Consider the following 14,493-nt stretch of genomic DNA (forward strand, 5'->3'; position numbering starts at 1 on the left):
TGTGTTATTAAGTAAATTGATTAACTATACTCCCCTACCAAACAACAGCCGTTATAAGGGCGATGATTCGGCTTCTCCGCTGCCTGCGGACAGCTCCAATGCTTCTCCGCCGGCTTTTTCCGCCAAACTTTTTTCCAGCTGCTTCGAGGCTTTTACGCCCAGCTTGCGCAGTTTTTCGGCGCGGTTCACCAGATTGCCGCGGCCTTCGGAAAGCTGTTTGAACGCGGCTTGGTATTGGCTTTGCGCCTGCTCGATGTTTTTGCCGACGCTTTCCAGCGTGGTAACGAAGCCGACAAATTTGTCGTAGAGCTTGCCGCCTTCTTCTGCAATCACCAAAGCGTTTTGGTTTTGCTGCTCGTTACGCCAGATGTTCGCCACCGTGCGCAGCGTCGCCAGCAGCGTGCTGGGGCCGACGGGCATGATGCGTTTGTCGAAGCACTCTTGAAACAGGTTGTCGTCGTGCTGCAAAGCCAACAGGTAGGCTGGTTCGACGGGGATGAACATAAACACGAAATCAAGCGTATTCACGCCTTCGATATGGCTGTATTGCTTGAGCGACAGGCTCTTGATATGGTTGCGGACGCTGGCGGCGTGGGCGGCGAGTGCGCGTTCGGCCTCTTCGGGCGTTTGCGCCTGCGTGTAGCGCACATAGGCGGTGAGCGATACTTTGCTGTCGATGATGATTTGCTTGTTGTCGGGCAGGTTGACCAACACGTCGGGTTGCAGGCGGCGGGTGCTGCCGTCTTCTTCGTGGCGCACGGAGGCCGCTTGAACAATATATTCGCGCCCTTTCACCAAGCCTGAATTTTCGAGCACGGTTTCCAGAATCATCTCGCCCCAGTTGCCTTGCGTTTTGTTTTGCACGCCGGTGAGTGCGTCGGTGAGGGCTTTGGCATCGGTGTGGAGCTGGGTGTTGAGGGTTTGTAGGCGTTTGAGTTCGTTTTCAAGCGTGAGCCGTTCTTTGGCTTCTTTTTCGTAAGTGCTTTGCACCAGCTCGCTGAATTTGCCCATGCGCTCGTTGAGCGGAGTGAGCAGGCGGTTGATGTTTTCGGTGTTGTGTTCGGTAAAGCGTTTGGTTTTTTCTTCGAGAATGTTGTTGGCGAGATTTTGGAACTGGTCGGTTAAGCTTTGGCGCGCTTCGCTCAACAGAGCGAGTTTTTCTTCCGAGGCAAGGCGTTCCTGCTCGATTTGGGTATGCAGCCTTTCGTTGCGCACGTTCAAATCGGCCACGGTTTGCTGCAATCGGGCATAATCTTCTTTCAGACGGCCTAATTCGCTTTCACGCGCCTGCAAGCCTTCGATGTGCTGTTTGGCGGCGGCAAAGCGGCTGTGGATTTCCTGCATTTCAGCCTGCAAATCCTGCGCGTGGCGGCGGCTTTGCGCCAGCTCGTTTTGCAGCGGCTCGATCTGGCTGCTGCGGGTTTCGGCGGCGGCAAGGGCGGTTTGGGCCGTCTGAAATTGCTGTTGCAGGGCATCAAGCGCGTTTTCCGCCTCGGCCTGCTCTTGCGCGGCGAACTGGTATTGCTGGGTGCGCTCCGCAAGCTGGCCGTTCAAGCGGCTTTGCTCGGCCTGATGTTTGTTGCGCAGGATCAGCCAAGTGATGAGGATGCCGAGAAAGGCGGCGGCAAGGGCAGTGAGAATAAGGTAAAGCGTAGATGTGTCCATAATAAAACAGGCCGTCTGAAAATGATAAAGCGCGTGCACTATATCATGTTTCAGACGGCCTAAGAGCAGATATAAAACAGCTACTTTGATCGTGCCTGCACATGATTTGAGACCACCGAAAAATCAGCAATCATAACTTGATACTCTCCCCTTCAACCAAACTGCTCGAGCAAATTAACTCACATTAAATCTAACATTTAGAGCCAGTCTGCTTCAAACCACAATTAACCACCAATATTGAAAACAATTATCAAGATAATTTAAATTATTGTTAATAACATTTGAATAACAAGTATTGGTTATTGATAATTGTTTTTATCTTTTGTTAAAATTTAAAAAACCATAACAATATTTTAATTATTGTATCTTGAGATACACAAAGCCGTTATTTCAACTTCGTGTTTCCGGTTGGTTTTATCTTTAAAGTTGACACTTTTTTTTTGGGGCTGAAGTAGATTAGCCCTAAACACCACACCAAAGCCGCAAAGTTTTTAACTGCTGCCTTGGTGTCCCGAAGTTAAAACGAAACTCACATTCTTTCAAGAACAGAGGAAAAGATTTTCGGTCGATTCCGTTGTATTTGCGCAAGACACGTTTCGCCTGATTCCAAAAATTCTCAATGCCGTTGATATGGTTGTGTCGGTCGGCAAACTTTTTGCTGTGATTAATCCTGTGATGGTGAAAACCGCTGACATCCAACACGTCGTAACTGCTCAGGCAGTCCGTATAAACTACGCTATCAGGTGTAATTTTCCTTGTAATAACAGGAAATAAACTTTCCTTTCGGGCATTATTCACTACAACCGTATAAACCTTACCTCCACGTTTAAGGATACCGAAAACCACCACTTTACCTGCTGCTCCCCTACCGCGCTTTCCTTTACGCTTACCGCCGAAATAGCTCTCATCCAATTCTATAGCGCCCTCAAAAACCTGATCTGCTTCCAAAGCCAAATGATGGCTGATAACAAGACGGATTTTACGGTAGAAGAGAATAGCCGTATTGGGCTGAATACCCAAGATATCGGCAGCAGAACGTGCGGTTACTTCCAATACAAAATATTCAAGCAGTTTTCTTTGCAGACTCTTCTTTAACTTACAGTGGGTTATCTTCATTTTGGCAGCCTATCATGACTGCTAATCTACGTCAGCCCCTTTTTTTTATAGAGAGAGTTACTCGATGAAAAAATTATCTTTACAAACGGTTGCGGCAGTCGCCTGCGCCCTTGCTTTGAATGCATGCTCTTCGGGCGGCGGTTCTACACCATCCGCTTCATCTACACCTACACCCCAACAAAATCAAAATCAAACAGAAGCCGATAAAAAAGCTGAAGCAGCCAAGAAAGCCGAAGAACTAGCAAAACAGAAGGAAGCTGAAGCAGCCAAACAAGCCGAAGAATTGGCAAAACAGCAAGAAGCTGAGCGCAAAAAAGCCGAAGAAGCTAAAAAAGCCGAAGAATTGGCAAAACAGCAAGAAGCTGAGCGCAAAAAAGCCGAAGAAGCTAAAAAAGCTGAAGAGTTGGCAAAACAGCAAGAAGCCGAACGCAAAAAAGCCGAAGAAGCTAAAAAAGCTGAAGAATTGGCAAAACAGCAAGAAGCCGAACGCAAAAAAGCCGAAGAAGCTAAAAAAGCTGAAGAGTTGGCAAAACAGCAAGAAGCCGAGCGCAAGAAAGCCGAAGAATTGGCAAAACAGCAAGAAGCTGAGCGCAAGAAAGCTGAAGAGGAAGCCAAGAAAAATCAAGCCAACGATAACCCTGCGCCACCGGCAGCAAGTTCTTCATTCACAGATGCTTTAGCCAAAGGTTTTATAGCCAATCATCCTCGTAAAGATAGAGCCGATTATATGGATCCCAATAAAGTTGGCGGCATCATATTGAGCATCAATAATACCGGAGGCACACTAACAGGTCAGTCTCCTAAAACCGATACATTTGATGAACTGATGGTCAACGGAACCAAAATTGTTTTATTGGGTGGGTCAACTGACAAACTTAACCTAATCGGTATGCGCCCGTTAGCACAACGCGATTTTCCTGACGGCGGCTATAAAGCAGAAGGCAAAGGTTGGGTAGGCAGTACCGGCGATGAGCGCCAAGGAGTTTTCCAAAACGTCCGCTACGGCGTTTATAGCGTTGACGGCCAGTCGCATTTGTTTGTGCAGGGTAAGCCGACCTTGTCGATGTATCTCACTTCAGGGAGATACTCATATGACGGTCATGCAGTTTACGGCAAAGACGGTCAATATCGTAGGGCAAAAACCAATGCCGTCGTAGATTTCGGCAAGAAAACCATAGATGTAACCATTACTCCGCAGGGTATCAGCGGACAAATCGCCCCTAGTCCGTTGAAATTCGGCGGCGTTATTAAGGGTAATACTTTCAGCGGTACGCAAAACAATATTGAAACCAAAGGCGGCTTCTTCGGAGACGGCGCAGCCGATTTGGGCGGTGTTTACCATGCCACCGGCGGCGAACATGCCGGCTATAACGGTGCTTACGGTGCATCAGACCGCGTCCGCAAGAATGATTAACGTTAACTGATTGACGTTAAAATAAAACCGAAACCTCAAATCAGAGGTTTCGGTTTTTTTATACAAAAATGTTTTATACAGGAATATTAGGGCGTGTCATCAGAAAAATAGAAACCTTCCGAATAACGCTTATCAGTCGTCAACGTCTTCCGGCTCGGTACTCAAATAGCTGCTTTGCTTGAGCGCGTGCAAAAATTCGGCGGTAAACAGCTTGCGCTCGGTGGATTTGAGCTGCGCCCAGCGGGTTTTTTCTTCAAAGCGGTTGATGACTTCGCCGGTGGAAAGATGCACATAGTGGAGCATGTCTTCAATGGTGTCGTGCTCTTCCATGCCGCCGAACTCGATGCTGCCGTTGTCGCGCACATACACGTTTACCGAATCGGTATCGCCGAAAAGGTTGTGCATATCGCCGAGAATTTCCTGATACGCCCCCACCATAAACACGCCTAAAACATACGGCTCGCCGTGTTTCAAATCATGCACGCTCATGCTCGATTCGATGCTTTGCTGATCGACATATTGGCTGATTTTGCCGTCTGAATCGCAGGTTAAGTCTTGCAGCACGGCGCGGCGCGTGGGGCGTTCGTTCAAGCGGTGCAGCGGCATAATCGGCAGCACTTGGCCGATGGCCCATGTGTCGGGCAGGCTTTGGAACACGCTGAAATTGCAGAAATATTTGTCGGCCAGCTTATCGGTAAGGTCGTCGTACACCTGCCGTTGCGAACGTCTGCCCGCCTGAAGCTGGTTTTTCAAACGGCGGCACAACACGGCATGAAGCTGCTCGGCCAAGGCTTTTTCTTTCAGCGGCACTTTGCCTTCGAGATATTGCTCGGTGACTTCGGTGAGATAATGGCCGACGCGGTAATAGGTTTCGGTTACCATTTCGCTGTCGTTGGTATCCAGCAGCGTAATCAGTTTTTTGGTGGCAAACGACAAATTTTCGGCATCGGAAATTTCCGGCACTTGCTCGGGCAGCCGCTCCACATCGGTGACATTCATCACCAGTACCGCATGATGCGCCGTCATCGCGCGGCCGGATTCGGAGAAAATATGCGGATGCGGCATATTGTGTTCGTTGCAATATTCGGCCAGCATCGACACAATCACATGCGAATATTCGCCCATATCGTAGTTGATGGAGCTGGCATTGCGCGAGTGCGTACCGTCGTAGTCCACACCCAAACCGCCGCCCACGTCCACATACTCAATCGGCAGCCCCAGCCCGCGCAGTTCGGCAAAATAACGCACCGCTTCTTTAAAGCCCATGCGGTAATCGGCAATATTGGAAATTTGCGAACCCATGTGGAAGTGCATCAGCTTCACATTGTCGGCCAAACCCGCCGCCGTGAGCTTTTCCACCGCCGAAATCAGTTGCGCGGCAGAAAGGCCGAATTTGCCTTTTTCACCGCCCGTGTCAGCCCATTTGCTCGACGACAGCGACGACAAACGCACGCGCAGGCCGATATTAGCTTTGATGCCCAGATTTCTCGACTCCTGAATCACCAAATCCACTTCCGACTCTTTTTCAATCACGATAAACACTTCATGACCGAGCCGTTGACCGATAAGCGCAAGGCGGATGAAATCGCGGTCTTTATAGCCGTTGCACACAATCGTGCCGCCTTTGGGCGCAAACGCCAGCACAATCATCAGTTCCGGTTTGGAACCGGCCTCCAAACCGATCGACACCTGATCGTTTTTCGGCACGATGATGTTTTTCACCACCGATTCCTGCTGGTTGACCTTAATCGGATAAATCGCCGTATATTTGCCCTGATACTCGTTTTTACGGATGGAACGGTTAAACGCCGTACACAGCCGCGCCACACGGTCTTGCAGAATATCGGGAAAGCGAAACAGCATCGGCAAATCCTGCCCGCGCTCGTTGAGCTGCGCCACCAAGCCGTATAAATCGACTTCGGTGTCGCTGTTGTTGTTAGGTTTGACCATCACATGACCGTTTTCGCCCACCGAAAAATAACCGTCGCCCCAATGGCGGATACCGTAAAGCGACGCGCTGTCTGCTGCCGACCAAGTCATATTCAAAGCCCTCAAAACTGGATGGATAAACGGCGGCATCATAGCATAAGCGGCCGACGGGTCGGGGAAATTTCAGACGGCCTTACTTGTAGGAAATTCTAGCGTTGTTTACACAACAGGTTGAGTAAAGTAGGTCTCCAAAACTTCAAAAGGCGTATTACTTTTCAGGCTGCTGTGAGGTTTAACCGTGTTGTAGAAATTCACAAACCGATGCAAATCTCTACAACGTTGTTGTACAAAGCCCTCTCTTTGCTCACGGCATGCTCCGTAGGCCGGCCGTTCGCAAGAAGCCCGCACATTGGCCTTCGATTTGGTTTTTTACTCTCGAAGTTTGTTCAAAGCCCGGGCTAATCGGCTATAATGCGTGCTCGTTTTACTTTCTTTAACTTAAATATACATTATGAATACCTCTCAACCCAGCTTGTTGGAACGCCTGTTCAAATTAAGCGAACACGGCACGAATATACGCACTGAGATTATGGCCGGCTTCACGACCTTTCTCACCATGTGCTACATCATCATCGTCAACCCCGGCATCCTTTCGACTACAGGCATGGATTTCGGTGCGGTGTTTGTAGCCACCTGTATTTCCGCAGCCATCGGCTGTTTTATTATGGGTGCGCTGGCCAATTATCCGATTGCCCTCGCCCCCGGCATGGGCTTGAACGCCTACTTCACGTTTTCGGTGGTAAAAGGCATGGGCGTGCCGTGGCAGGTTGCTTTGGCTGCGGTGTTTATGTCGGGCATCATCTTTATTTTGTTCAGCTTTTTCAAAATCCGCGAAATGCTGGTCAATGCCCTGCCCATGAGCTTGAAAATGGCCGTTGCCGCCGGTATCGGCCTGTTTTTGGCTCTGATTGCGCTGAAAGGCTCGGGCCTGATTGTGGCCAGCGAAGCCACTTTGGTGAAAATGGGCGAGCTGTATGTGATCGAAAACGGCGTGAAACTGCCCAACTGGCCGGTTTTATTGGCTTTGCTGGGCTTTTTCATGATCATCGTGCTGGATTATTTCCGCGTGCGCGGTGCGATTATTCTCAGCATTTTCGCCGTTACGCTGATTTCCATTTTTTTGGGTTTAACCGAATTCAAAGGCTTTACGGCACCTATTCCCAGCATTGCGCCTACCTTTATGCAGATGGATTTCAACGGCCTGTTTAACGGCAGCCTGATTGCCGTGATTTTCGTCTTTTTTCTGGTGGATTTGTTCGACAGCACCGGCACGCTGGTGGGCGTATCTCACCGTGCGGGCTTGCTGGTTGACGGCAAACTGCCGCGCTTGAAAAAAGCACTGTTCGCCGATTCTACCGCCATCGTAGCGGGCGCGGTATTGGGCACGTCGTCCACCACACCTTATATCGAGAGTGCATCAGGCGTATCGGCAGGCGGCCGCACCGGTTTGACCGCCATCACTGTGGGCGTGCTGATGCTGGCGTGTTTGTGGTTCTCTCCGCTCGCACAAACCGTACCCGGTTTCGCCACCGCCCCCGCCCTGCTCTACATCGGCGTGCAAATGATGCGAAGCGTGCTTGAAATTGAATGGTTCGACATTACCGAAGCCGCTCCGGCCTTCCTGACCATTGCTTTCATGCCCTTCACCTACTCGATTGCCGACGGTATCGCCATGGGCTTTATCAGCTACGCGGTAATCAAACTGCTGTGCAACCGTTCTAAAGAAGTACCGCCTATGGTATGGATTGTGGCCGTGGCATGGGCAGCCAAATTCTGGTTCTTGGGTGCTTGATACTCCGTTAATCATTCCGACCGATGCGTTCAGGCATTCAAACAAAAAGGGCAGATGATTCTGCCCTTTTTGTTTTTCAGACGGCCTCACACTTCAAGGCACGCCATATATTAAATGCCGTTATCTCAACACCACATCGTCCGGCAATTCGTTGTCGCCGCCGCTACACCCTTCACTGCGCGGCAGATGCTCGGTCAACAGCCCGTTCACTTCACGCAAACCGTTTTCCAAACCCGTTACAAACGCACCTTGGCGGAAAGCTTCGCGCATGGTTTGGCAAACGTGCTGCCAGTTGGCATCATCGACTTTAGCTGCGATACCTCGGTCTGCCACGATTTCAACCGCATGATCGGCAAACGAAATATACACCAGCACGCCGCTGTTCATTTCTGTGTTCCATACCCCCAACTCGCCGAACCACTGCCACGCACGGGTGCGGGTATCCAAACCGCGCAGCACCTCGGCACTGGGGTAGCGGGATTCGACCACGAAGCGTATCTGCCCGCAGTGATTTTGCTCCGACAAACCGATTTCTCGGCTGATGCGCTGCAAATCAGAAGTAGGCAGATAGCGTTCCACCCTAAAGCGCGGATGCAGCCAATGCTGCCATAAGCGTTTGAATTTATTTTGTTCCATTACCATCCTCCCGATGCACCGCCGCCGCCGAAACCGCCGCCTCCGCCGCTAAATCCGCCTCCGCCGCTGCTCCAACCGCCCGAGCCGCCGCCGAATCCGCCGCCAAAGCCGCCACCGCCGAAGCCTCCCCTACCGCCTCTGCCGCCACCGCCGGAAATGAATGCGCCGCTGCCCAAGGCAAAAGCCAATACCGTGCCGAACAATCCGGCCAATATGCCGACAAACATGCCCAAGCCCAGCACAAGCGCGGCAACAAATACCAAACCGCCCGTTGCCAAGCTGCCGAAAGTACGGCCGAACAAGGCTTTCAAAAACGCGCCGGCAAAAAACGGCAGAATCAACAGCATCATCCAGCCTTCTCCGCCTTCATCGGCGTAAGACGCAGTCGGCTCGACTTCAGGCAAACCCTCGCCCGCAATCAGTTTTTCCACCTGCACCACCGCTGCGGTAATCCCTTCGTCGGTTTGGCCTGCACGCAGATACGGGCGCAATACGTCTTCGAGAACCCGTTTGGCGTACACGTCGGGTATTGCGCCTTCCAAACCCCGGCCCACGGCAAGATGGGTTTTACGTTCGTCGCGCACCAGCAGCAGCAACACGCCGTCGCTGATGTCTTTTCGGCCGGGCTGCCACGCTTCCATCACGCGGGCGGCGTAGTCAAACGGCGTTTCCGGCTCGATCGTCGGCACGGTCAGCACCATAATCTGGCTGCCTTTTTCGCGGCTGTATTGCAGCAAATGTGCGTTCAGCTGCTCTCTGGCTTGCGGCTGCATCATCTGCGCCGTATCCATCACAGGGGCGGTAAGCGCAGGCACCGGCGTCAGCTCGGCGGCAAACAGCCACACGCTCGCCAGCATCATGGCCAGAAACGCGCCGAAGCGTTGTATTGCAGATTGCATGGAATTCCTCTTTACAAAACAGATTTCAGATTTTCAGACGGCCTCATCTTATGCTGTATAGCAAATAAACTTATTTTTGATACAAGGCAGCAAGCCGCGGACAGTACAGGTGGTACGGAACCGATTCTGTTGCCACTTCAGCGGCTTACAAAATCGTTCTCTTTGAGCTAAGGCGCAGCAACGCCGTAGCAGAAATAAAGTTTATTTGCTATAGGCCGTCTGAAAACACGGCAGGCGCAACCCAAGCTACTGGCGCGCGCCCGCCATAATCACCGCCATACCGCTCAGGCACAAAGCCACGCCTATCCAGTCGGTGAGGTGCGGTTTCACACCGTCCACCGCCCACAGCCACAGTAAGGCCATGCTGATATACACGCCGCCGTAAGCGGCATACACTCTGCCGCTGGCGGTCGGATGCAGCGTCAGCAGCCAAGCGAATGCCGCCAAACTCAAGGCGGCGGGCAACAGCAGCCACGGCGAACCGTTTTGCCGCAGCCACACATAAGGCAGGTAGCAGCCGATGATTTCCGCCAAAGCCGTAGCCACAAACAGCAACAGGGTTTTCAGCATCGTTTTCCGTCAACGTCAAAACACAGGCGGACATACATTTCAGACAGCCTCACGCTTCAACAGAGGTCGTCTGAAAGCATCAGCTTCGAACATTAAAACTCTACTTTCGGCGAAGTAGAAACCGCTTTTTCGTTTTCAACCGTAAACTGCGGACGCGCTTTCATGCCGAAAATCATCGCCGTGATGTTTTGCGGGAACTGGCGCAAAGTCGTGTTGTAGGTTTGCACCGATTTGATGTAGTTGTTGCGCGCCAAAGTCACGCGGTTTTCAGTGCCTTCGAGCTGCGCCTGCAAGTCGCGGAAGTTTTGATCGGCTTTCAGTTGCGGATAGTTTTCAGACACCACCAGCAGGCGGGATAACGCACTGCTCAATTCGCCTTGCGCTTGGGCGTATTGCTTCATTTTTTCTTCGTTGGTGGCATCTTCCGCCGTCATCTGAATACTGCCGACCTTACTGCGCGCTTCGGTCACTTCGGTCAGCACTTTTTCCTCGTGCTTGGCGTAGCCTTTCACCGTATTGACCAGATTCGGAATCAAATCGGCACGGCGCTGATATTGGTTGAGCACCTCAGACCAAGCCGCATTGGCCGCTTCGTCCTGCGTCTGCATGGTGTTATAGCCGCAGCCGCTCAAAGAAAACAGGGATGTGAATACAGCCAAAACGGCCAGCCATTTTTTCAACATAAGATTACTCCGTGATTAATCGTCAATATCGCTTTCAGACGGCCTCAACCCCAAAAGAAAAGGCAAGACAACATGCCGTCTGAAATCCGCCCGACAGTATAACCAAAACCCTTCCTGTCAAACGTAAAGTTAAGACAAACGGTATCAGCATTGTTTCCCTAAGCTTATGCCGAAATTACAATTCCTTACATTTCAACCGGCAAACCCGTTGCTCCCGCAAAACGCCGACGCCGCAGCCGCTACACTACATGCGCTTTCAGACGGCCCGAAACTTGCTTTATAATAATCCGCGCAGCAACGCATCCGCCGCTCAAACCATACGTCCATAACAAGGAAAACCTTCAAAGGAACTGTTTACATGAGAATTCTGCTTACCGGCTCCAAAGGCCAACTCGGCCGCTGCTTCAAAGACCGCCTCCCCGAAAACTGGGAGCTGATTGCCGCCGACTCCGCCACGCTCGACATTACCGACGCCGAAGCCGTGCTGAACATGGTTAAGAGCTTCCAACCCGACGCCGTGGTCAACACCGCCGCCTACACAGCCGTAGATAAAGCCGAAAAAGAGCGTGCCAAAGCCTTTGCCGTTAACGGCAGCGCCGTCCACAACCTTGCCGCCGCCGCCCGCGCCGTTAAAGCACGCTTTCTCCACATTTCCACCGATTATGTTTTCGACGGCAAAAGCAAAACCCCCTACACCGAAACCGCCCCGCCCGACCCCGCCGGCGCTTACGGCAAATCGAAACTCTCCGGCGAATTTCTCGCCTTGGCCGCCAACCCCGACAGCCTGATTATCCGCACCGCGTGGGTGTTTAGCGAATATGGCAGCAATTTCGTCAAAACCATTCTCAACCAAGCCGCCGCACAGCCCGAAATAACGGTTGTCAACGACCAAACCGGCTGCCCCACTTATGCGGGCGACTTGGCGCAAACCATGATCAACATACTCGATATGGACGCTTTCCCGCGCGGCATATACCACTACTGCGGCAGCGCCCCCGTGAACCGTTTGGAATTTGCCGAACAGATTCTTCAAACGGCCTCCAACGTGCGCAGCGGGTTTACCGCCCCCGTTTTAAAAGCCGAAAGCGGCAACAGCGCCGAACCGCCCTTCCGCCCCGAATACAGCGTGCTCGACTGCAATAAAATCCGTAGTGAACTGGGCATCAACGCACCGGATTGGCAAAAATCGCTGGCCGACGTGATTGCCAAGCTCAATCATTGATCCGCCGAAGCCGCCCATAACACATCAGGCCGTCTGAAACCCTATATTTCAGACGGCCTGATTCATTTCGATCGGGCAACTTATTCGTTATGTTCGGCAAGCGCAAATATAGCGTATGTAGTTGTTATTAAATTGCTTGATTAATTAAGAGCAAACTGTTCTGCTTCACTCCGTATCCGGCAACTCTGCCGAACCCATGCGCCGCAAAATAATATTCGTTTTCGCACGCAATCCTCTGTCGCGCGGGTTTTCGGCGTAATACAGCGGGCGCGGCACACGCGCGGCCAGTTGCGCGGCCTGCTGTTTGGTCAGCTTGGCTGCCGGTTTTTTATAAAAGTGCTGCGACGCGGCTTCCGCCCCGAAAATGCCGTAGCCCCATTCGATGGAGTTCAAATACAGCTCGAAAATTCGGTCTTTATCGGTGGTCGCTTCCATCATCGCCGTAATCGCCGCTTCTTCCGCCTTGCGCCAGTAGCTACGGCTTTCGTTTAAAAACAGGTTTTTAGCCAGCTGCTGGCTGATGGTCGAACCGCCGCCGCGGATTCTGCCGCTGCGCTGGTTGCGTTTGATAGCGTTGCGGATGCCGCTCCAATCAAAACCGCCGTGAGCGGCAAATTTGGCATCTTCCGAAGCAATCAGGGCTTTTTTGAGATTGATGGAAATTTGGTCGTAAGGCACCCAACGGTAATCCAGTTCCACGTCTTTGCCCTTATCACGGAAATCGCTCATGCGCATACTCATAAACGCGGTTTTGTGCGGCGCCACGGCGCGGTAGGTAATGATGTTGCCGTACACATAGGCGTTAAACAGAATAAAGGCGGCAAAAGGCAGCGCAATCAGCCATTTAATCATTTCAGACGGTCTCTTTCATGTATCGGATAACGGGTTTGATGTCCGGCTCGAAACCGCGCCACAAAGCATAAGCACACGCCGCCTGCCCCACCAACATGCCCAAGCCGTCGGCCGTTTTCTGCGCACCCGAACGGCGGGCGAAATCCAGAAACGCCTGCGCACCTTCGCCGTACACCATATCGTAGGCCAGTTCGCACGCGCCGAACACGCCCGCTTCTACATCGGGAATGCTGCCGCTCAAACCGCCCGACGTGCCGTTGATAACGATATCGAAATGATGATGCGGCAAAGCATCCAACGAGGCCGTCTGAATACCGAAACGCGCCGCCAGCTCTTCCGCTTTGGCCGGTGTGCGGTTGGCAACGGTAACGGCGGCGGGCTGCTGCGCCAACAGCACGGGAATCACGCCGCGCACGGCTCCGCCCGCGCCCAAAATCAGAATCCGTTTGCCCGCAATCTCCACGCCCTGCGCCTGAAGAATATCGTTCACCAAGCCTGCGCCGTCGGTATTATCGCCGCGGAAACGCCCGCCGCCCAGCGGAATAATCGTATTCACCGCCCCCGCCGCCTGCGCCCGTTCGGAATGCTCGTCCACCCAATCGTAGGCATCGGTTTTAAACGGCACGGTTACATTCGCCCCCTGCCCGCCTTCGGCAAAAAAACGTGCCGCCGCCTCGGCAAACGCACCCGGTTCGGCCAAAATGCGTTCATATTCAATCTGCACGCCTTCCTGCGCGGCAAACTGCTGATGGATTTGCGGCGACTTGCTGTGTGCAATCGGGTTGCCGAACACGGCATAACGGGGCTTGGTCATCATCTTTGTAGAACGCTGTTTTGAAATCTGAAATGGCGGCTATTATAGCTTAAAAAATAGTGGTTACTGCATTACCTCCGGTTAACCGCATCCGCAACGAAAATCTACATGGCTGTTGAAGATTGTTAACAATTTGCCTTAAAATACCCACCAAACCGGAACTGCCTAAAACCGTAGCACGGGAAAATAAAATGCCGCTTACCCAAGAGATTCAAGTATCAAGCGATATTGTTTTAAAACCGCATCAAACGGCTTATGCCGAAGATTTGTTTAAGGTTATCGACCGATACCGCAACGATTTAGCGCCTTTTCTGCACTGGGTGCGTTTTAACCGAACACCCGAAGATGCACAACAGTTTGCATTGGCATGTGAAAACCACCGCCGGCAGAAACGCGCGGCAGTATGGATAATCGAGATTGACGGGTCGGCAGCAGGCACGGTTAGCTTCCATCCCGATATTGATTGGCATCATAAAACCGCCGTATTGGGTTACTGGCTAAGCCCCGCGTATCAAGGCCGAGGAATTGCCTGCCGAAGCGTGGCAGCCTTGATGGATGCTTTTTCGCATTTGCTCGATACCTTCGTTTTAAAGATCGCCTCGCACAACAAAGCCAGTACCGCCTTGGCCGAACGCTTGGGCTTTGTATGGCTGCGGCGCGATACTGCGGCCGAACTGATAGGAAACATGCGCTACGACCAAAACATTTACCGCAAAACCCTTGGCCCGCCACCGCATCGCACCGCCGCCGCAAACACCAATCAGGCCGTCTGAAAACCGCAGTAATTTATTTTAGCCGCCGCCGCCTTTTTCAGGCCGCTTATGGCACAATACACCCGAAT

13 protein-coding genes are annotated in these 14,493 nt (G+C 52.1%); 4 read left to right on the top strand and 9 right to left on the bottom strand.

Annotated elements, in window-relative coordinates; all coding sequences use genetic code 11:
* Positions 1-51: 51 nt before the first annotated feature.
* Both LVJ88_RS10820 and LVJ88_RS10825 read right to left on the bottom strand, forming a co-directional pair.
* Positions 52-1,665, bottom strand: a complete 1,614-nt coding sequence (locus tag LVJ88_RS10820) for a DNA recombination protein RmuC (protein WP_085419014.1) — start codon at positions 1,663-1,665, stop codon at positions 52-54.
* 462 nt (positions 1,666-2,127) lie between these two features.
* The gene (locus tag LVJ88_RS10825) at positions 2,128-2,781 is read right to left on the bottom strand and encodes an IS1595 family transposase (protein ID WP_244694147.1); all 654 of its coding nucleotides are present in this window, start codon (positions 2,779-2,781) and stop codon (positions 2,128-2,130) included.
* Between the two features lie 64 nt (positions 2,782-2,845).
* On the opposite strand from LVJ88_RS10825, the gene LVJ88_RS10830 reads away from it, so the two are divergent.
* Positions 2,846-4,195: a transferrin-binding protein-like solute binding protein gene (locus LVJ88_RS10830; protein WP_085417906.1), complete on the top strand. Its 1,350-nt coding sequence runs from the start codon at positions 2,846-2,848 to the stop codon at positions 4,193-4,195.
* 132 nt (positions 4,196-4,327) lie between these two features.
* Here the strand turns inward: LVJ88_RS10830 and speA are convergent, their stop codons facing one another.
* Entirely contained in the window at positions 4,328-6,235 is a 1,908-nt protein-coding gene (gene speA, locus LVJ88_RS10835) for an arginine decarboxylase (protein ID WP_085417905.1), read from the bottom strand.
* 400 nt (positions 6,236-6,635) lie between these two features.
* Between speA and LVJ88_RS10840 the strand changes: the two genes are divergently transcribed.
* Positions 6,636-7,976 (top strand): NCS2 family permease, encoded by a 1,341-nt coding sequence (locus LVJ88_RS10840; RefSeq protein ID WP_172392816.1) that lies wholly within the window; start codon positions 6,636-6,638, stop codon positions 7,974-7,976.
* A 120-nt stretch (positions 7,977-8,096) separates the two neighbouring features.
* On the opposite strand, the gene LVJ88_RS10845 is transcribed toward LVJ88_RS10840, so the two are convergent.
* The 4 genes from LVJ88_RS10845 to LVJ88_RS10860 all read right to left on the bottom strand — a co-directional run bounded on the left by LVJ88_RS10845 (position 8,097) and on the right by LVJ88_RS10860 (position 10,764).
* A complete protein-coding gene (locus tag LVJ88_RS10845) occupies positions 8,097-8,612 on the bottom strand; it encodes a TPM domain-containing protein (protein ID WP_085417903.1) in 516 nt (171 codons plus the stop codon).
* Entirely contained in the window at positions 8,612-9,511 is a 900-nt protein-coding gene (locus LVJ88_RS10850) for a TPM domain-containing protein (RefSeq protein WP_085417902.1), read from the bottom strand. The genes LVJ88_RS10845 and LVJ88_RS10850 overlap by 1 nt, the downstream gene beginning before the upstream one ends.
* Before the next feature lie 246 nt (positions 9,512-9,757).
* The gene (locus LVJ88_RS10855; protein WP_197273123.1) at positions 9,758-10,081 is read right to left on the bottom strand and encodes a YnfA family protein; all 324 of its coding nucleotides are present in this window, start codon (positions 10,079-10,081) and stop codon (positions 9,758-9,760) included.
* A 92-nt stretch (positions 10,082-10,173) separates the two neighbouring features.
* Complete coding sequence (locus tag LVJ88_RS10860; protein ID WP_085357673.1) at positions 10,174-10,764, bottom strand: LemA family protein; 591 nt, start codon at positions 10,762-10,764, stop codon at positions 10,174-10,176.
* Between the two features lie 358 nt (positions 10,765-11,122).
* Between LVJ88_RS10860 and rfbD the strand changes: the two genes are divergently transcribed.
* Positions 11,123-11,986, top strand: a complete 864-nt coding sequence (gene rfbD, locus LVJ88_RS10865; RefSeq protein WP_085417901.1) for a dTDP-4-dehydrorhamnose reductase — start codon at positions 11,123-11,125, stop codon at positions 11,984-11,986.
* 165 nt (positions 11,987-12,151) lie between these two features.
* Here rfbD and mtgA read toward each other — a convergent pair whose 3' ends face one another.
* A complete protein-coding gene (gene mtgA / locus LVJ88_RS10870; RefSeq protein WP_085355625.1) occupies positions 12,152-12,838 on the bottom strand; it encodes a monofunctional biosynthetic peptidoglycan transglycosylase in 687 nt (228 codons plus the stop codon).
* 1 nt (position 12,839) lies between these two features.
* Complete coding sequence (aroE, locus tag LVJ88_RS10875; protein WP_085417900.1) at positions 12,840-13,655, bottom strand: shikimate dehydrogenase; 816 nt, start codon at positions 13,653-13,655, stop codon at positions 12,840-12,842.
* A 188-nt stretch (positions 13,656-13,843) separates the two neighbouring features.
* Here aroE and LVJ88_RS10880 point away from each other — a divergent pair, with 188 nt between their 5' ends.
* Positions 13,844-14,425 (top strand): GNAT family N-acetyltransferase, encoded by a 582-nt coding sequence (locus LVJ88_RS10880; RefSeq protein WP_085417899.1) that lies wholly within the window; start codon positions 13,844-13,846, stop codon positions 14,423-14,425.
* Positions 14,426-14,493 lie beyond the last annotated feature (68 nt).

Source organism: Neisseria dumasiana (assembly GCF_022870885.1).
GTDB lineage: Bacteria > Pseudomonadota > Gammaproteobacteria > Burkholderiales > Neisseriaceae > Neisseria > Neisseria dumasiana.